16 protein-coding genes are annotated in these 20,616 nt (G+C 37.4%); all 16 read right to left on the reverse strand.

Features of this window, described 5'->3' with window-relative positions; genetic code table 11:
* Positions 1-4: 4 nt before the first annotated feature.
* Positions 5-1,579: a YifB family Mg chelatase-like AAA ATPase gene (locus RYM16_RS04300; RefSeq protein ID WP_314982522.1), complete on the reverse strand. Its 1,575-nt coding sequence runs from the start codon at positions 1,577-1,579 to the stop codon at positions 5-7.
* 11 nt (positions 1,580-1,590) lie between these two features.
* A complete protein-coding gene (locus RYM16_RS04305) occupies positions 1,591-1,989 on the reverse strand; it encodes a YraN family protein (RefSeq protein WP_314982524.1) in 399 nt (132 codons plus the stop codon).
* Positions 1,990-2,284: 295 nt separating this feature from the next.
* Positions 2,285-3,082: a ribonuclease HII gene (locus RYM16_RS04310; RefSeq protein ID WP_314982526.1), complete on the reverse strand. Its 798-nt coding sequence runs from the start codon at positions 3,080-3,082 to the stop codon at positions 2,285-2,287.
* Positions 3,075-3,980, reverse strand: coding sequence for a ribosome biogenesis GTPase YlqF (gene ylqF, locus RYM16_RS04315; protein ID WP_314982541.1), 906 nt, complete (start codon positions 3,978-3,980; stop codon positions 3,075-3,077). Before ylqF ends, RYM16_RS04310 begins: the two co-directional genes overlap by 8 nt.
* 67 nt (positions 3,981-4,047) lie before the next feature.
* Positions 4,048-4,389 (reverse strand): 50S ribosomal protein L19, encoded by a 342-nt coding sequence (gene rplS, locus RYM16_RS04320; RefSeq protein ID WP_005377523.1) that lies wholly within the window; start codon positions 4,387-4,389, stop codon positions 4,048-4,050.
* Between the two features lie 131 nt (positions 4,390-4,520).
* Positions 4,521-4,907 (reverse strand): MarR family winged helix-turn-helix transcriptional regulator, encoded by a 387-nt coding sequence (locus RYM16_RS04325; RefSeq protein ID WP_314982528.1) that lies wholly within the window; start codon positions 4,905-4,907, stop codon positions 4,521-4,523.
* A gap of 169 nt (positions 4,908-5,076) precedes the next feature.
* On the reverse strand, positions 5,077-7,128 hold the full coding sequence (glyS, locus tag RYM16_RS04330) for a glycine--tRNA ligase subunit beta (RefSeq protein ID WP_314982530.1): 2,052 nt from the start codon (positions 7,126-7,128) through the stop codon (positions 5,077-5,079).
* A 1-nt stretch (position 7,129) separates the two neighbouring features.
* Positions 7,130-8,005, reverse strand: a complete 876-nt coding sequence (gene glyQ, locus RYM16_RS04335; protein ID WP_287292451.1) for a glycine--tRNA ligase subunit alpha — start codon at positions 8,003-8,005, stop codon at positions 7,130-7,132.
* 541 nt (positions 8,006-8,546) lie between these two features.
* A complete protein-coding gene (locus tag RYM16_RS04340) occupies positions 8,547-8,717 on the reverse strand; it encodes a hypothetical protein (RefSeq protein WP_314982532.1) in 171 nt (56 codons plus the stop codon).
* 14 nt (positions 8,718-8,731) lie between these two features.
* On the reverse strand, positions 8,732-14,638 hold the full coding sequence (locus tag RYM16_RS04345; protein WP_314982534.1) for a hemagglutinin repeat-containing protein: 5,907 nt from the start codon (positions 14,636-14,638) through the stop codon (positions 8,732-8,734).
* 117 nt (positions 14,639-14,755) lie between these two features.
* Positions 14,756-15,277 (reverse strand): filamentous hemagglutinin N-terminal domain-containing protein, encoded by a 522-nt coding sequence (locus tag RYM16_RS04350; RefSeq protein WP_314982535.1) that lies wholly within the window; start codon positions 15,275-15,277, stop codon positions 14,756-14,758.
* 36 nt (positions 15,278-15,313) lie between these two features.
* Positions 15,314-17,179, reverse strand: a complete 1,866-nt coding sequence (locus RYM16_RS04355; RefSeq protein WP_314982537.1) for a ShlB/FhaC/HecB family hemolysin secretion/activation protein — start codon at positions 17,177-17,179, stop codon at positions 15,314-15,316.
* A 136-nt stretch (positions 17,180-17,315) separates the two neighbouring features.
* On the reverse strand, positions 17,316-18,635 hold the full coding sequence (locus RYM16_RS04360; protein ID WP_314982543.1) for an amidohydrolase: 1,320 nt from the start codon (positions 18,633-18,635) through the stop codon (positions 17,316-17,318).
* Between the two features lie 6 nt (positions 18,636-18,641).
* Complete coding sequence (locus RYM16_RS04365; protein WP_009351388.1) at positions 18,642-19,103, reverse strand: hypothetical protein; 462 nt, start codon at positions 19,101-19,103, stop codon at positions 18,642-18,644.
* Complete coding sequence (locus tag RYM16_RS04370) at positions 19,096-19,899, reverse strand: DUF3100 domain-containing protein (protein WP_009351322.1); 804 nt, start codon at positions 19,897-19,899, stop codon at positions 19,096-19,098. The genes RYM16_RS04365 and RYM16_RS04370 overlap by 8 nt, the downstream gene beginning before the upstream one ends.
* A 96-nt stretch (positions 19,900-19,995) precedes the next feature.
* A partial coding sequence (locus RYM16_RS04375; protein WP_314982539.1) for a hypothetical protein occupies positions 19,996-20,616 on the reverse strand: 621 nt, incomplete at its 5' end.

The following is a 20,616-nucleotide window of genomic DNA, read 5'->3' on the forward strand; positions in this document are numbered from 1 at the left end:
ACACCTATTTACCTGTTCTAAACAACATAGCCTCGGAAATGTGATGAGGCTCCACTTGTGGATTTCCCTCAAGGTCTGCTATAGTACGAGCCACCTTTAATATGCGATCAAAGGCACGTCCACTTAAATGAAAGTGATCAAATATATTGCCCAATACACTCCATGCCTTATCAGTAATATGACATAGCTCACTTATGGCCTTATGAGGTACGGCTCCATTAGAATTAAACTCCAAGTGTTCATAACGTTTCTGTTGCAAAGTAGTTGCTAAAATAACTTGTTGTCTCATGCTTTCACTTGTCATAGTAGACGTCGAATTATCTAATAATTGTTCTAGTGTAGGTCTTTCAACGGGAATATGTAAATCAATGCGGTCCATAATAGGCCCTGACAACCGTTGCTGATAGTTTTTAACCATCGTTTCAGAACATATGCATTCCCTATGTGGGTCATGATAATAACCACAGGGACAGGGATTTGCGGCCAATATACAAATAAAATTGGCGGGATACATATAATTGCCTTGAGACCTGTTGATAGTAATTGTACGAGACTCTAAGGGCTGCCTTAGAGCATCAATAACTTGGCGCTGAAACTCTGGTGCTTCATCCATAAATAAAACACCTCCGTGAGCAAGTGTGACTTCCCCAGGGCGTCCCTGTATACCTCCGCCCACCATACTCGCTAAAGTCGCTGTATGATGTGGATGCCTAAAAGGCCTACTTTTAACGAGTCCCTTATCACCGAGTAAACCGATCACATCTTGGATACGACTTACCTCAACCATTTCATTCCAAGTCATCGGTGGCAATATAGTCGGTAATCGTTCAGCCATCATCGTTTTACCACCACCAGGTGGACCTATCATAATACAATGATGATGTCCTGCAGCGCTAATGAGCATGGCGCGTTTACCGAGCTCTTGACCTTGTACATCACCAAAATCTACATCATACGTAGTATTATGGTTTTTATAATCCATCGTATCTGTTAATATCTCATCTTGATTTTTCCCGATTTTTACCTTTTTGGATGTTGAAATAGATTTACCTTGGTCTTCTAAGATGGTAATAATATCTTGTAATGAAGACTCGCCATAGATAGTAAGATTTGGAATAGCTTTTAGATTATTTCCATTTTCTACGCTTGTATATATAGTGTTGTAATTAGCTTCTAACCCTGCCAATGACATCGCCAAGGTGCCAAAGGTCGGTAGCAATGAGCCATCTAAGGCTAGCTCACCCATAAATAGACATCTATTCAATAAAGCTGAAATATTAGCTTTACGCCCCTTTATCTGCCCTGATGCAATGAGGACCCCTAAAGCAATCGCTAAATCGAGTCCTGCGCTACTTTTACGAATTGTAGCAGGTGCTAGGTTTACTACGATACGTCTCATAGGGAAGTCATAGCCACTATTTTTAATAGCCGCCCTCACACGTTCACGAGCTTCCTTTACGGACTGATTAGGCAGACCTACGATATCAAATACAGGTAAACCTTGTGATATATCGACCTCTACCGTAATAATGCATCCGTCTATACCATGTAAGGTGGCTCCATAAAGTTTTGCATACATAAGAAACCTCACTAAAAGCACTGCGGCAAATAATGGATAGAACTTTGAAAGTCCTCGTGAAGATACACCTCTATAACATCAAAGGATATTTCTTTCCAGTGCCGTTTCTTTTGATGTAGATCATATAAAAATAACATGGCCGCCCGTTTAATATGCTTTTGTTTCTTTTTAGTAACCGCCTCACGGGCCAATCCATGTTGCATGCCACGACGAGCTTTAATTTCAATAAAGTGATACACTAAATCACGTTTAGCAATGATATCGATTTCCCCTAACCTAGTTCGATAATTTGTATCTACTACGGTGAGCCCCATCTTTTCAATATACTGGGTGGCAACCCGTTCACCCCATTTACCAAGCTCTTTAGAATCTAGTTCATTAAATGCTTTACCTGTACTAATGGTCTTCATATATACCTCCTATTTAGATGTGTTAGCAACAATAACCTTCTGAATTGTACTATTCAAAGTATCTCTAAACTTTCAACAGGTAATACTTACTTGTAGCGTAGATTATGAATGCTGTAAAAGTAAATACAAAAGAGGTTCCTAATAGTCACATAGGTGACCAATAGGAACCTCTTTACGGTTACGAACTATATGCAACTTGTAATGATACAACTAATACAACTAATACAATTAATACAATTAATACAAATATAGAACTTAATTTACTAGTCGAATCATAAAATAAATGTATTACGAATTACTCTGGCTTAACCCAACGAACGATAGATTTAATAGGTTCAAAGCTCTTACGATGAAGTGGTGTTACCCCTTGTTGTTCTACCGCTTCTTTATGAAGCTCAGTATAGTATCCCTTGTGGATACCAAAACCATAACCAGGGTATTCCTCATCGAGCTGTTTCATATAACGATCTCGCGTAACCTTTGCAATGATGGATGCAGCTGCAATATTAGCACTTTTGCTATCCCCTTTTACAATAGACTCCACAGGAATCGTTAAATCAGGCAATTTCATAGCATCCGCCACTACTGCTTCCGCTGGTACGCTGAGCGTGCGAATCGCCTCATACATAGCTTGACGCGTAGCTTCGTAGATGTTGAGTTCATCAATCTTATCTGGACCGTAGGAAATACAGCTCACGGCTACGGCCTCTTTCATGATGATATCGTAGAGGGCTTCACGCTTTTCTTCGGTCAGCTTTTTAGAGTCATTCAAACCTAGAATTAATGTCATAGGCGGCAATATAACGGCCGCTACCGTTACAGGTCCTGCAATAGGGCCACGACCTACCTCATCAACACCAGCTACGTGATACATACCTTGATCGTAGAACATGCCTTCATAGTCATACATGCTCATGAGGCGTTGCTGTTCTTTTAGCTCTTTTTCTTGACGCTTAATGTAAGAAGCAGCCAACTTTTGTACAGAACTACGATCGTCCTCTCGGGCTAACGGCAAAATCTCTAAGGCTTGTTCAGTTTCAAAAAGAGCTTTTATATCTGCTACTTTCAATTTACTAAATGTATCCTTATCCATTTTGTGTGTCCTCACCGTTTTCAAGATAGTATGGTTCTTCATCAACTTTATCGAGAGTAATTGTACCAAGTTTAGTATTGCGGTAGTCTTGCAAGATAATGCGGCGCGCTTTATCAAAGTCTACTACGCCACCACTAACGAGACAGCCGCGACGACGACCGATACTTTCAAGAATAGTATCCACATCTGTCATCTCTTCTTCTTTTAATTTATAACGTTCTACCAAAATATTTGGCGTATTCGTCAATAAATGATTTAATAACTGTTTCATAACATGCTCTAAGTCATACACATCATCAGAAACAGCACCCGTCATAGCAAGTCGAGCCGCAGCGCGTTGGTCCTCTAGTTTAGGCCACAATACACCTGGTGTATCGAGCAATTCAAGGTTTTTACCGATTTTAACCCATTGTTGACCACGGGTGTGACCAGCTTTGTTAGCTGTACGCGTTGCTGCAGAGCCAGCTAAGGAGTTAATCAACGTAGATTTACCAACATTAGGAATCCCTAAGATGATGGTACGTACAGAACGACTGCGAATACCTTTAGCAACCCAACGGTCGATGATAGGCTTGCTCAAACGCTCTACAGTAGATATTAACTTCTTATTACCCTTGCCAGATTTAGAATCGATAGCTAGTACTGTAATACCTTGTTTAGTAAAGAACTCAGTCCATTCCTTTGTAGCTTTAGGATCTGCTAAATCTACTTTATTTAACAGTACGATATGAGGTTTCTGACCAACGAGTTCAGTGATTACAGGGTTCGCACTAGAACGTGGAATACGAGCGTCTAATAACTCGATAACTACGTCTACCTTTTTGATATACTCCGTAATCATACGTGTGGCTTTCGCCATATGTCCAGGGAACCAATGTACGATAGGTGAATCTGCCATAGTATTTCCTTTCATATCTAAATTTTAGCAAAAATAAAAGGCTGCCAACGGCAGCCTTTTATGAACATTAGCGTTTTTCGCGAATACGAGCAGCTTTACCAGTAAGGTTACGTAAGTAGTACAATTTAGCACGACGAACAACACCACGACGCATAACTTCGATTTTAGCTAAGCGTGGGCTGTGAAGTGGGAATGTACGTTCTACACCTACACCGGATGCAATACGACGAACTGTGAAAGTTTCACGTACGCCACCGTTTTGACGTTTAATTACCAAACCTTCGAATACTTGGATACGTTCACGAGAACCTTCCACTACTTTTACGTGTACGCGAACTGTGTCACCAGCGCGGAAAGTAGGGATGTCTGTACGAAGTTGTTCTTGTTCAAGTACGTTAATAATGTTCATTGTTTCCTCCTGTTTGCAGACATTCAATACCTACACCTTATAGGCAGCGGACTGTCTCAAATTAACAGAAATATATTACCATAAATCACGTACTATTAGCAAGTATTTTCTATATAATTTTGAGAATAAAATTATTTTCGTAAAATAGGCCGTTTTAGCTTGCCTAATAAACGATATAACTCCTCTTGTTCCTCTTCAGATAAGTCGGAGAACAAGACATTCAAAAATTGGTCATACGAATGTAACAGTGATTTGCCTAACCGTTTTCCCTCATCTGTTAAGCCTACCACAGATATGCGTTTATCCATAAAGTCGATATGTTTTGTTACATACCCTAATTGAATGAGAATATCCGTCTGCTCAGATACCGTTGCAGGACGCATATTAAGAGCATCTACTAGCTGTTTCTGTGATGCTCCTTGTGACCGCATATATAATTCAATAATAATTCTATCACGAGACTTTTCTTTGCCACTTGGCACCTTACATAAGGCTTTATATAATTCATCATGATTCATGATCAGTATTCTCCTCATACAACTTTGTATATTATAAGGTATTCGCCATAATAATCAAAAATCCTGCATAAAATTTGTATATTATTCGTAAAAGCAAAAAAGAGGCACCGTAAGGTACCTCTTCTCTTATATATCATGGTAAAAGTCGAATCGTTCTTTTACTAATATATTATTTTAATGCGCTAATATCGCCAATAATAGCCATTACACTGTACGCTAAGCGAACAAGTTGCAAACGGTTAGCTTTAATAGCTTCATCTTTGTCCATAACCATTACATCTTCAAAGAATTGGTTAATTGTTGGCACAAGAGTTGCAGGAACTGCTACTACAGCTGCATAGTCGCCAGCCTCCCATGCTGCAAGGCTAGCTTCAGATGCTTTAGAAGCGGCTTCGAACAATGCTTTTTCAGCATCTTCTTTCAACAAGTCGCTATTAACACCTGTATATTCTACATCTTTTACAAGATTGTACATACGAGTATAGGCTTGAACAAGCTCAACATTTTCATCGATGCGGTTTGCTAACAATGCGTTTACAAGACCTTCTGCATCAGCAACGGACAATTCGTTGTTGGACAACAACAAGTCGATGACATGATGAGGCACTTCGCGATCAAGGAAGATGTTTTTCAAACGAAGTGTGAAGAACTCTTCTACTTTGTTAAGCAATTCCTCTTGTTTATCAGCAGCTACATTCAATAATTCCATAGATGCTTTGAAAATTGGACGCAAGCTGATATTCCAGTCGCTACCAAGCAAGATGTTCAAAATACCAATTGTTTGACGACGCAATGCATATGGATCTTGAGAACCTGTAGGAATTAAGCCACGGCTGAAAGTAGCTACGATGTTATCTACTTTATCGATGATGGACAATACTTTACCTGCTTCTGTTTGAGGCAATACATCACCTGCAAAGCGTGGTAAATATTGTTCGAAAATAGCTTCTGCTACCTCAGGAGATTCACCATCAAGTAAAGCGTACTCTTTACCCATTACACCTTGTAATTCAGTGAACTCTGTAACCATACCTGTAGTAAGGTCAGTTTTAGCAAGCTCTGTAGCGCGTTCCAATACAACAGCTGCATCTTCGTGTAAGCCACATTCTTCGCCAAATACACGGCCCAATTTAAGTAAACGTTCAGTTTTATCTGCTAAGTTGCCAAGACCTTCTTGGAATACGATTTTAGTCAAACCATCTTGACGGTCGATAAGAGGTTGCTTGCGGTCTTCGTTAAAGAAGAATTTAGCATCATCAAGGCGAGCACGCAATACGCGTTCATTACCAGCTTGAACTACTTCGATGGAATGGTCAGAACCATTGCGCACTGTTAAGAACATTGGCAACAATTTACCATCTTGACCAACCAATGGGAAGTAACGTTGATGGTCTTTCATAGGTGTAATGATAGCTGCATCAGGAAGTGCCAAGTAGGACTCTTCAAAGCCACCGCACAATGCTGTAGGCCATTCAACAAGGTAGTTGATTTCTTCTAACAAATCATCATCCCAAACGATGGATGCATTTTTAGAAGCTGCTATATCATGTAATTGTTTGGAGATCAACTCACGTCGAGCATCTTGATCAACCATAACAAAGTTTTCTTTTAATGTGTCTACATAGGATGCTGCATTCTTAATAGTGATTTCATCAGCACCTAAGAAACGATGACCACGTGTTACATTACCAGATTTTACAGTAGCAAACTCTACAGGAATTACTTCTTCATCAAGTAATGCTACAAGCCAACGCACTGGACGTACAAACTTAGCGTCTAAATCGCCCCAATGCATGGATTTAGGGAAATTAAGGCCTGTAATCAATTGAGGCAACATTTCACTTACGATATCTTTTGCAGGTACGCCTGCAGTTTTAGTTTCTGCGTAAATATAGCCGTCTTCTACAACGAGATCAGCTACATCAAGACCTTTACCACGAGCAAAGCCGATAGCCGCTTTTGTTGCATTACCGTCAGCATCGTATGCAATGGACGCAGAAGGACCTTTATGACGTTCGCTGATTTCAGCAGATGCATCAGCAATACCTTTCACGATAAGAGCCAACCGACGTGGTGTACCGTATGTTTCGATGCTTTCAAAAGGAAGATGGGCATCATTTAATTTTGTTTCAGCCAATTGTTTCAATTGACCTAAGATATTTGGCATAAAGCCGGCAGGAATTTCTTCTGCACCGATTTCAAATAATAAATCTTTTGCCATCTTATTTATCTCCTTTCAAAAGTGGGAAACCTAATTCTTCGCGTTTAGCGAGGTATTGTTGTGCACAAATACGAGCTAATGCACGTACGCGGCCGATGAAAGCTGTACGTTCACTAATGGAAATAGCGCCACGGGAATCAAGCAAGTTAAATGTGTGGGAACATTTCAATACATAGTCGTAAGCTGGTAATACATAGCCCGCTTCGCAAACGCGTTTTGCTTCTGCTTCGTACATATCAAACAATTTGAAAAGCATATCTGTATCTGCTAATTCAAAGTTATACACGGATTGTTCTACTTCGTTGGCATGCCAAACGTCGCCGTATGTAACGTTTTCATTCCATTTAAGATCATATACGTTTTCTACGCCTTGAATGTACATAGCCAAACGTTCTAAACCGTATGTAATTTCAACGGACACGGGTTTACAGTCAATAGAACCAACTTGTTGGAAATATGTAAATTGAGTTACTTCCATGCCGTCGAGCCATACTTCCCAACCAAGGCCCCAAGCGCCCAATGTTGGAGACTCCCAGTTATCCTCAACAAAGCGGATATCATGATCTTCAGCGTGAATGCCTAATGCAGCCAAAGATTGTAAGTACAATTCTTGAATATTATCTGGAGATGGCTTCACGATAACTTGGAATTGATGATGTTGGAACAAACGGTTAGGGTTATCACCATAACGACCGTCTGCTGGACGACGAGAAGGCTCTACATAACATACAGACCATGGTTCAGGACCAATTGCATGCAAGAATGTAGCAGGATTCATTGTACCTGCACCCTTTTCGATGTCATATGGATTTTGAACGATACAACCTTGATCGCTCCAGAATTTTTGTAGATTTAAAATAATCTCTTGAAATGTCATTGCTGCCTCCACTTTACACAACCGACATAAAATCAACAATTTCGTTACAAACAAAAAAGTCCCTGTAACGAAAAACGTTACAGGGACGAGTATACCCGCGGTTCCACCCTATTTGGCTTGCGCCCTCTTTTTTCTATGTTGGCCTTTACTAACAGATACCTGCGTTCCTGCCAATGCTCTACAGCGCCTTCAACCAAATGTGAGCTTACACCATCCTCACTCGCTAGAGAGGTTTACTACTCTGCTTCATCGCATATATTATACACAATATTGTAGCAATACAGAGGGATAGATGTCAAACTATTCTTTTATACACGTAAAGCTAATTTTAATACGATAAAAAATATTGAGAAGCAAATAAAAGAAGTTATATAAAAATCATAATGAATTGGACTACCTGTTAATAGATCATCTACTATTCCATATAAGATATTTAGTATAGCTAATACTGCAAATCCATAAACTATTAATCGTCGCATTATATTTTCCTCTCAATAAACTAGTTATAATATAAAATTTAACTTTAAATCAAGAAATATATTTATACTCTTAGAGCAAGTTTTAGTATACCAAAGAATATTAACCAACAAACAAAGAATGCTCCATAAAAATCATAGTGAATTTCGGCACCAGTCATAAAGTCATAAGCAATACTATATATTATTGAAATTAAGATAAATAATGCAAATGCATAGAAAAAAAATCGTTTCATAATATTATCTCCTTTTAATTTTTAAATTGTACAGTAATACTCCCACCTGCACCAACACCATCTACTATATCAAATTTAATTTTACCTTTTCCTTTTTCTCTGTCAATACCTCCCTCAAAGCTTGCACCAAGGCCACCGCCATATACATTTCCTTCGGCGACAATAAGAAAATTACCAAAATCTAATGAATAGCTTGCATTACCATGAGCTAGTGCGGCCACAGCGCCTCCTTTAACATATATATTACCTTGACCAAGTTTTCCATCTACATCCCCAGCCAAATAGAATATGTCACCATTTAGTTCAATTTTAGCAGCATTTTTTTCAACCTCATGATGTACCCTAAAAATACTTATTTCACCATTAGCTCCGACATTTATACCATTAGTAAAGGTTAAGTGTCCCTTATCTCCTTTAGCATGAAAACCAGTGATATTAGATGTATCATCACCAACCAATCTAAAGTTACTACGTTTATCAGGATCTTGGATACCATTTTGGTATGGCATTATATAACTTTCATTGTTATTGGTGGTTTGAGTGGAATTTAAAGATTGCCCCCAATTAGAATTTGAAACAGGATTCCAAATATTTGGAGTATTAAGTTTATATTTATTACTAGATTCACGAGATCGTATTATTTTCTCACTAGCTTCTTGCTTATAAATGTAAAATGAATCCTCCAAGCCATTTAAAGTAACATATTTATATACTAAATTATTCATAACATCCTGAAATGATCCTGATCCAATTATATCAGAACTTAGATTACCATATAACTCCTTAGAAATCTCGTTATTTGTATTATATATGTTTAAATGATTGTATTCATACCACATTAAAGTATCATAGTAAGCTAATTTTCTAACCCATTCATCCAGACTAATTACTCCTTTTTTATAGTTTTCATAATCATTATTTAAACTCATTTGATCATGATGTGTAAGCCAATTATTCTCAATTGCTGAATTTACTAAAGATGGAGCTATATTTTCACTATTAATACTTTTAGCAATAACTATACTAATAATTTTTCGAAGATCAGGATTACCAACTTTTTCTAAAATAGGTTGACTAGCTTCATTAATCGCACTCGTTTTAAATCCTTTTAATCTATTATAACCAGATAAATCTGAAATAACAGCTCCAAATGCTCCATGTAAGGCTACTTTATACATACCACCCTCACCCCACATCTGAGCCTTCTTTCGCAGTTTTGCTACTTCTTCTTTATCACCTATTTCTTCAGCATGTTCAATTTTCTTAATTAGTATATTTTGCTCATGAAGTGCAATATCACCAATTAATTTATATCCATGGTCAGAAATTTTAGATAAAAGAATTTGTTTTTCTTCTACTGTTTTCTTGTCAAAAATTGGTGCTAATTTATTAAGTGCTTGTTCTGTATCATGATTAATCTTTTCTAAAGATTCTTTCTCTGCAATTTCAATGATACCTTCACTTATAGCAGAATGAGTAGTTGATTTAGAATTACCTTTTACAGGAATTCCCATTTTAGGACTACCAGTAATACCTATTGGATTATTTTTAGAGCGTTTAGTCGTAGATAAACTATATCCAGAAGTCTTTGCAGAATAAGATGCTTCATTTTGAATATCATTCATTGTTAAAGAGTTAGAGGATAATTTATTCTTAGATTTATCAGTACTACCTTTAATTATACCACCTGTAAGTGTAGTTGCATTATTTACCTGTACATTATATCCACCATCACCTGCATATATGCCAGCCTGCTCTGTAACACTTGCATAGTGACTGTCTGTAGACCCTCTCGAATTATCAAACCCAACTCTTGCAGAGCCACTCATACCATAGGATACAGATATACCTTTATTTTTACTTATTTTATGGTAGTCATTCGTATCTTGTAAACTTTCAATTTTCAAATCATGTCCAACTTTTGTCGTCACACTGTCACCGATGACCTTAGAACCTATAATTTCTGTATCATTTCCAGAGACAGTATTGACTTGTTTACCACGAATAATAGTTCCAGTATGTGTCTTAGTTTTCTCTAATGCATTTTCTTTACCTTTATACACATTAGCATCTAAACCAATAACACCATTACCATGAGGACTAACTGTAGCACCAACAGACCATCCTGAACTTGTATATGTATCACGTTGTACCGAAGAGTTTGTTCCTGCATCTATGGTTAAGTTATTAGATGCATTTAAATTAACCTCAGGAGCCTCTATAACACTACCTGTAATATGAATATTACCTTTGGCACTATTATCACTGTCTGCAGTAATATTTACTTTATTTTTGCTTCCTATAGAGCTACCTACATAATTCTCTTGATTAAGTTCACTAACCTGTTTAAATTTGCTCGAACCAACACCAACATGTATATTGAGTAAACTATCTTTTTTTGCTCTATTATTTACATTATTTATCGCAGCTTTAACATCTGGATGCATAGCATTTTTCTGTTCAGGATGTTCTGCCTGATATGCTGTATTGAGTTCATCCGCCTTAGTAAGTATAGCTTTTTCTTTTTCTACAAGTTTTTCTATCTTAGCATTATTATAAGTAGCCCCATCATTATAAGCGTGTTTTAACGTATTTGCAGCTTCAAGATACTCTAATGTGGATAAGTTTCTATTTTTTCTAGAGTTAGCACGTTTACCCAGTTGTTGAACATTATTTAATTCATTAACAATCTGACCACCAACACTTACAGTAAGACCGGAACGCTTCTCCTCGTGACTTTGCACTACATGTGCAGTATTATGCTTCCCATCAACAATTACATTTTGAGCAGAAAGGTCTGCAGGTTGATTACTAAAATAGTTTGTCGTAGTACTATGGATTTCATTACCAGCCTTAACCTTAATCTCTCCATCTGAAGAAGCAATGTTACTTGCAACTTGAGTTTTATATCTGCCATCTGTTGTATCAGTCACTTTTTTACTACCAATAGTAAATCCTATACCAGCACCTATTAAGCCAGACTTTTTACTATATTGATATACATCATCACGTTGAGTTTCTTCACCAGAATCTGTACGCACGTCATTACCTGCAGATACGGATACATCTTTTGTTCCTAAAATATTAGAACCGGTTACAGAAACATTACGATTAGCTTTCACATTAATCGTATCTCCACCAATTGTTGAAGATAAAACACCTGTATGTTCGTGATCTGTACGTATGATATTAGTTGTACGAGATAATAAACTTTTTTCTTTGTATTTTAGACCATATTCATCACGACTATAGCTTTTCCCATTAGTGATAGTAACATCATTTCCGGCTTCAACAGATGTGACACCATGTTCACTATTAACAATACCATTGCGGATATTTACATCATTTCCTGCATGTAAATTAACATGACTATCACTTAAAATAGCTGTACCTAATTCAGTACGACGATCAGTGCGATTATAATTATCACTATTAACAGTCATATCCTTTTTAGAAGATAATGCCTCTGTTGTTACATTAATATTATGCCCAGCATCAATCGTTGCTTTAGAATGATCTCCAGTATGAACAATAGCACCTTTAAGGTTAACATCTCGTTTAGCAGATAAACCTAAATCACCATCTTTTGCTACACCAATAGTACCTTGACGACTAACAATATCGTGATGTTCTAGTCTATCTACATGAGCACCCACATTAATATCACGACCAGCATTAATAGTAACCTGTTTATTACCATGAATATTGCCTGTATTCATTACATCTTGTGATGCCTTAATAGTCACTTTACGTCCATCTATACGGCCTGTATTTTGTACATCATGAGCGCCTAATACAATTGTATCCGCAGTCATTATACCTTGATTTAGAATATCTGCATTAGTATTACTAACACTGGCTTTACCACTTATGATTCCACCCATTGCATCAACAGATTTTGCAGGTTGTTTAGCTAAATATACTTTAGGATATAGAACTTGTTGAGCTTTACCGTCTACTACAACTGTTTTGGTTTCTAACCATACCATATCAGTCGTTATAGCTTCCATTTGCTCTTTGGATAAGGCAATTCCTGGAGCTAATTTAAACGCTTTACCAAAGGCTATACCGGCCTCTAATAACGCTTTATATTCAGCCTCATTATCTGTATACCCTTCTAAATATTGTTTGCCTGTAGCTGATACAATTTGCTCATTAATAAGCTGCTGCTCATAGAATCCATCACCTAAACGTTTTAATCTTCTTTCCGGATCATTCGCTAATGCATCAATCATATATTGAGAGGATAGAAAATTCTTTCTATTGGTAAACGCAGAATCAGTCTCTATCAAAGCATTAGCTGTAATATCTGGATGAATTTGATATAGTGCCTCTGTTGGTAAGGATAAACCATCTATAGTATGACTTTCTTTACCTTTGCCACCACCTAAACCATAGGGATCTAAACTATCATTAACCTTTGCAATAGTAGCTTTAGACAATGTATCTTCAGCATGCTCTTGAACTGTACCAATTGGCTTTACATTTGTTTCAGTAATGGTTGGGGTCATATAGACTTCAGGTCTCCACTTTCTACGTTTCTTTTTACGCCCTATGTGATGGCTTTTATCAACTTTTTTTGTATAACTTTCTTGTGTAGTACCTGTTATAAAGGTCTTGTCACTCATAGAGTCAGATATATTTTCTATTCGACCCTTAGTTTGAACCGTCCCCCCAGAAATCACTTTACTATTATCATTATGGAGAATACCTGTTGTTACAACATCACCGCCACTACTAATAACACCTGGATCATCATTAGTAACCTCTTTATGAGTATGCTCTGTTTCGGTACGGATAATAGTAAATTCATTAACACGATTTTCACGCTTATCCATTTCTTTATTATAAGCTTCATCTTCAGCAGTTTTAACAGGTTTTACATGTGGTGTACCATAGCCACTTTTGTCATCAGCATAAGGGAATTCAGACTTATCAAAGACTTGGCCTTCTAATTTATGGTGTGGGTCAGTAACTTTTAACTTATCAGGATTTTTAGTAATACCATCTGAAACACGCTTTACACCTAATGCAACATTTTTATTATTTACTACAGGTGTATCTAGTTCAATAGACTTAACGGCTTTAATAGTCGCTCCCGTATTATTTATACCTTGTTTAGCTGTAAGATCCATAGTGCCACCACTATAGATGAAACCTTTACCCGTATTATTTATAGTATCTGTATTTATATCAACGTGATTACGCCCTGCAATGACACCAGACTTATGCGTATCTAATTCTTTTTTTATAGTAGTAACATTCTCTTGTGCCTCATCATAAGCCTTCGTTAACTCTTTAATACGTTGACGATGTGCTTCTAACTCCGTTTTAGTTTTATATTTTGTGATATCAGCATTCCATTCAGCATCAAGATCATTTTTAGCCTTTTCTAAATCTTTACCAGCCTTATGGTAACGCTGCTCTATTTCAGAATTTGTATGGTTTTTAACTGTATTTGCATCAATAGCTACAGTATCACCATAAATACGTCCACCTTCATGGTTATCTACGGATTTAGCTTTTATAGCCGTAGTTTTTCCTGAGTTAATAAGACCACTATTATTTACTGTTTCTTGGCTATTTACAGTAGTAGATACATCACCTTGAACCACACCATTATTATTAATGGTAACGCCTTGTCCAGCTAACGTAGTATTTCCATTACTCGTAACACCACCATCAACTATGATTTTGCCATCACTAGTAATACTAGATGCTTGTGTAGAGCTGACTACACCTTTCACATTTACACCAATACCAGTATTGGTACCTTTCATAGTGATAGAATTTGCATACATACCACCAATAGCAGAGACATCTAAGCCAACATTGCTAGAATCACCAATTTTTTGAGTGTTTAATGTATTAGCATCTATGGTATTTTTGCCAGTACGTGTTTCAATTGTATTAGCCCACACTCCAGCATTTACATTTGTTGCTTCTGTTAAAATTTGTAGAGCATTAGCATCTTTAGCATTAAGACCATTTCCTTTAATAGAAATACGACCTCGATATAAACGATACGAGTTTAAATTTCAATTTGAATCATATTCTGTTTTACCTGTAGTTAATACTGCTCGATCTGTATTGATAAAGCCACCACCATCTACAGTAATACCATTTGGATTAGCTACAACTACTGAAGCTTTACGACCTGCTACCTCAATAAACCCTTTCATATCAGTTGGATTATGGGATGTAACCTCATTAACAATAACATTAGCAGAACCTCGCATCATATTGGCATTACCAGGTACATAGCCACCTAATTTTGTATTAGACATTTGGTAAGAGTTATTTAGAATTACACCATTTTGCGGTACATTAAAATTAGTGTAATCATTTCTAGATACTCCAGCAGCACTAGGGCCTGCAACATTGACTAATGTAATACCATTACCAGCTTGTCCAACCGTAGCTTGTCTTTCATGTGGTGCATTTGTGTCAACTTCGATAGGATTTGCTGCATAGGCAAACGGTACTACTAATGGGTCTACAATCATTAAGCCCATTGTAAGCCATACGGCAATTTTATATTGTAATCGTTTTTGTTTCATAGTTACTCTCTCTATTAATACTTATACTCAAACTATTTAGAATCGTATACCAGCTTGGAAACCTGTAGTGACAGAGTCTGTTCTATAACCATTTGGTTTATATAAAGGAACGCCAACAAATACATCATAGAACAATCCAGATTTAAACTGCCCTTTCATCCCTAAACTAGTACCAGCGATAAATTTACCTGTTAATACATCTATACTTGGACCATATACAGCGCCAAAATCTACATTGGCATAAATACTTGATTTCCATTTAGGAATGTAGCTAGCAACTTCATTACGCATATACCAACCGCTTTCAGACATCAATGTATTCTCACCATCAAACCCTTGTACTGTATATCGATTACCAAGGCTAATCATATCTCTAGAGAATAAACGTTTATCCCCTAATGTCCATTGTCCATGGAATGATGTAGTAATACTTGCTGGTCTATGTCCCCATGTACGAGGCATTTGATAATCTACATCTACTAAAAGTTGTGTAAATCGAGTACTTGGTGCTCCATTACCATATTCAGGTTGTGAACCAAACCAACCAACACCTTGTTTAATAGCCGCTCTAGAATATAAGGTATTTTGTTTGATATATCTTCGTTCTGATATACCAAGTTCTACAGAAGCTGTATTTGCTCGTTGTACAGCAACCTCTACATCATTAATATAGTTTTTAGCATTACGCTTGCTAATGATAATATCCCAACTACGTTTAGTCGTTCGATCTCGATGGAATACATGATTCCAGGAACCTCTAAATGTCTTAGCATGGCTAGAACTAATAAATGGAGTAGCCATAGAATTAATCGTTTGGTGATATTTCATATCACTATAGGAGATACTAAAGGTATCCTTTCCTCTAGGTATGGAATAAGAAATAGTATGATTTCTAGTACCTTTATGTTCACCGTCTTGAGCTGCATCTCGATTAACACTTAAATTTAAAGAATCGTTAGCATTAAAGACTCGATCAATACCTACCGCTGCAGTCCACTGTAGTTTTCCCGTTTCTTTTAGTCCAGAATCATCTATGGATACCATTCCATGAATAGGTGGCTTTTTTGTGGTTTCAAGCACAATATTGGTAGCCAATGGTTTTGAACCAGGTTCAAGCTCAACAGACACATTTTGAGAGCCTAGACGCTTCATTTGCTCTATACCTTGCTCTATATTACGAATATTTAAGATATCCCCTTCGCGAATAGGAAATGCATTTTCCCATGGCAATGGTTGTACATACGTTTTATATAATACAGACTCAACTCGACCTAGTTGTAAATTGAATTGTAAACTACCTGAAGCTAAGGATTGAGATGGAATGCCAATTCTAGAAGTAACATAACCATGCTCAATAAGTGCACTATTTAATCTAGTAGATAAGTCATTTACATCTTCAACTGTAAGTTTACGATTCATGAATGGTTTAATCGTTTTTCGTAGAAAACCAAACTCTTTCGGTACATCTAATTGGAGTTTCTTTTTCTGTGCCTCATAATACAATGGACCTTTAATCAAGCGTGCACTTGCTGCAGAACTATTATCTACAAATGTAGTCTGATCCATAGTTGAATTTGTCATATCATCATATGTTAATTGTGTAGATTGACTAATAGGCTCTTCAACAATACGTATTTGAGATACAAAAAAAGATGGTCCTACATGTGCTGGCTGTTGTGCCGGTACTGTATAACCACCTTGTGATGATAAAGATCCAGATGTAATATCTATTCCACCTGTTTGTACTGTAATTCGTCCCTCTCCAAGCCGTGCCTCTCTCGCTAATTGCTGTTCTCTTGCTCTATCTAGTTGTGCTTGTGTATCAATTGGTTTAGCACCATAAATATGTAATGGTAGCATACAAGCTAAACTTAGACAGAAAAATAGCTTTCTTTTCTTCATATATCCTCTCTTTAGACAAATAATAAATAAACTCCTAATTTATTATATTTTGTTTTTTTTTAGAAAGTCAATAGAGAGTTTAAACTAAAAACCACCTACAAAAGATAATCAATTCATCTTCAATAGGTGGTTTATTTTATTCACCCTTAGCGATACGGTCTAAGAGTTCAATATAGCTTTGTTTGTTTAATGCTGGCGTAAAGTTATCTAACACATCTTTAGCGCCTGCTGCGTCATCGTATAGTAAGTCTACGATTGTCATAGCCAATGCTTGTGCTGTTTTGATGTATGCTACATCAGGTACAGAGATTTCGTATTCTGCGCTGTGCAGCACACCATTGATACAGCCGACCCAAGGATGGATAACAGGCATCAAGTGAGATACGTCGCCCATATCTGTACTTGCTGTCATGTGATCGCCTTGGAATACATTTTCTTCACCAAATAATGGATTAGAGTTTTGGCGTAACATTTCGTTCATACGAGCATCGTTTCTCATCGGTAAGTAACCTGGCAAATCCTTAATAACGCAAGTGGCCCCTACTGCGTCACCACCAGCCTTTAACGCGCGATTTACACGATGGTTACCATTTACGATGGCCTCAATATTAGAGGCACGAACGTAACTTTCAACTTGAACATAGTCAGGTACACAGTTAACCAATGTACCGCCTTGGTTGATGATTGGATGGAATCTAAAATAGTCACTTTCTTTGAAAGTTTCACGAATGGAGTTCACCCCCATAACACCCATCAAGGCAGCATTAAGTGCATTAATCCCTTCGTGAGGCGCCGCTGCTGCATGTGCTACTTTACCATGGTATTCGATCAATTTAGCAACAAAACCATTAGATGTACTACCTAGGCCCATTTCCCCTGCCGGAGTTTTAGCCGTTTCCACATGCATTTGCATAGCCATGTCGATATCGTCAAACGCACCTTCGTAAATAAGCTGTTGTTTACCGCCCATGTATTTAATCTTGCCTTGTTCACGCAATTTATTGCGGTAATCAACTTCGATCATTTCTTCGGCTGGAACAGCAAATAAAACTACATCGCCAGCGAGTTCATCCATAACAGATTGCAAGCCCATAGCTACGGCAAACATATTGGTAATTTGAATATTATGACCACAGCAATGTGCTGCACCCGTTAAATCATCAGCACGAGGATGGCGCGGACAAAGAATGGCATCTAGTTCACCGATCATAGCAACTGTATATTTGCTATCACGGCCTTTCATACGACCTTTTACGCCAGTAAGAGCGTGTTCAGTAGTATAGGAAATGCCGAGTTCATCAAACATATCTCGTACTTTCTTAGAGGTCTTTACCTCTTTGTAACCGAGTTCAGGCTCAGCCATAATAGACTCAGCTATTTCACGTAAACGTGGTTGTGCCGCAACGATAGCCTCACAAACCCTTTGTTTTACTTCTTCCTTTGTCATACGGCTAATCAGCTCCTAAATTAAACCTTCTAAGTGAAGTACGAATTGTGCTAATGCTGTTGCACAGATGAAAGTACCTGCTGTTACAGCTAATGCAACTGGAATAATACGCCAAGACAAGCGACGGAACGCACCTAGGTCTTTACCTAAGGATAGACCTGCATAAGCAAGTACAGGTGTTGTAGTAGCAAGGAATGTTACTTGGCTAGTTTTAGCGATGATCCATTCTTGACCAGGCATACCTGGTAAGGATGCAAGAACGCCAACTAGAGATACCCAGAATACCATTGGCAATTTATTCGCATATGGCAAGTAAGAAATCATTGCACCAATTGTAGCAAGACCGGCTAATACGGCAACGCCGATTAAGCTATCCCCAAATAGATGTTTACCGTCCATTACGTTACCTACTGCAGTAATGATAGCAGCAATACAGATAACGATGACAAATTGTGTAATTTTTTCGCTTTTACTCATGACGTGCTGCCTCCTCTGCTAAATCTTGTTCACGTGTACGACCAGTAAAGAAGTTATAAGATTTTTCCATTACTGGTAAGGAAATAAATAGACCGAAGTATACGCCTAATACTGTTGTCAACAAGTTTGCGGCCCCAGCGAGAGCCATAATTTGTTGTTCAAACTCAGGGTATACTGCAACGATAGGCGCTGTAGCAGCGGCCATCATACTAGCACTACCTACGCCTGCGCCCATGGCAAGTGCTAAAGGATGGAACCAACCAGATTGTGCCAACATACCTGCTAATACGGAGGACCACATAGCACCGATAAGAACGCCACAGATGTACATGCCCATAACGCCACGGCCCTCTGGAGAGCTAAAGCCGAATTTATCGATGATGATCGCTACGTTTGGCTCACGGTCTACAGAGTAACAAGCACCTACTGCTTCACGGCGCATGCCAACTAACAAAGCTACTGGTAAACCGAAGATGATAGTACCGAAGAAGTGACCAAGTTCTTGTAATAATAATGCCCAACCAGCACTTGTTAGAATACCGAGATTTGGACCGATACCAAGACCTACTTTTACCATCAAGATCATAACGGCAATACCGATATAATCAGCGGATTTTTCCATTTGTTCAATTGTAAGAATCTTGAACTTAGGAATAGAAATTAATAAACCTAGAATCAATGTGTACAATAATGGTAATAGTACAACAGGACCTAGTTTCTTGATGCCCACATATTCAGCGGCTACGGTTAATACGAGCGCTAAAAAGTGGATTTTGAGATTACCCAAAAGCTGCATAATGACCTCCCATAAAACATATAATATAAATATTATTTCATTATAAATAATATATATTTATATAGTCAACTATGAATGTACATTTGTCTATTTCTATTATATTTTTTCAACAATATAAATTCCTTCTTCAACGTCAATTTCCTTAATAATAATATTTTCTATCATTGACGGTTTCACTTTATAAAACCTTTGATCTTGTTCATCATAATAAATGGCCCATTTTGACATAGATGCCGGAACATTGTCACTACCATAATCTTTCCCCATCCAAATAGCATCATCTCTAAAATAACTTAGTCCATCTTTTACTAACTCTGTATCTAAACAAAATTCACCAACTAAGGTTACATGATTATCTAATAGAAGCGCTCTAACAATGATGGCTTCATATTCCCAACTTAGAAAACATAAATATTCAAAGTATCTAAGTGCCATCTTTGGATCCCATCGATTGTTTAAAACCATATTTTGAAATAACTTATTTACTAACGCATACTCAGAGGATATATAATAGTCGTTAGTTAAAAGGAAATCATATATCTGTTGAATTTCTTGTAAGTCTAAAGTTTTATCTTTATTTATTTTTGATACAGGCAAAGAAGAGAATGTTATATCCATAGAGTACCTCATAATATATATTTCAACAAAAGGCAGTTTGATTTTGATATGTACCCATTTTCCTGGACACATATTATTTACTAGCCTAAACACATGGAT

Source organism: uncultured Veillonella sp. (assembly GCF_963524655.1).
GTDB lineage: Bacteria > Bacillota > Negativicutes > Veillonellales > Veillonellaceae > Veillonella.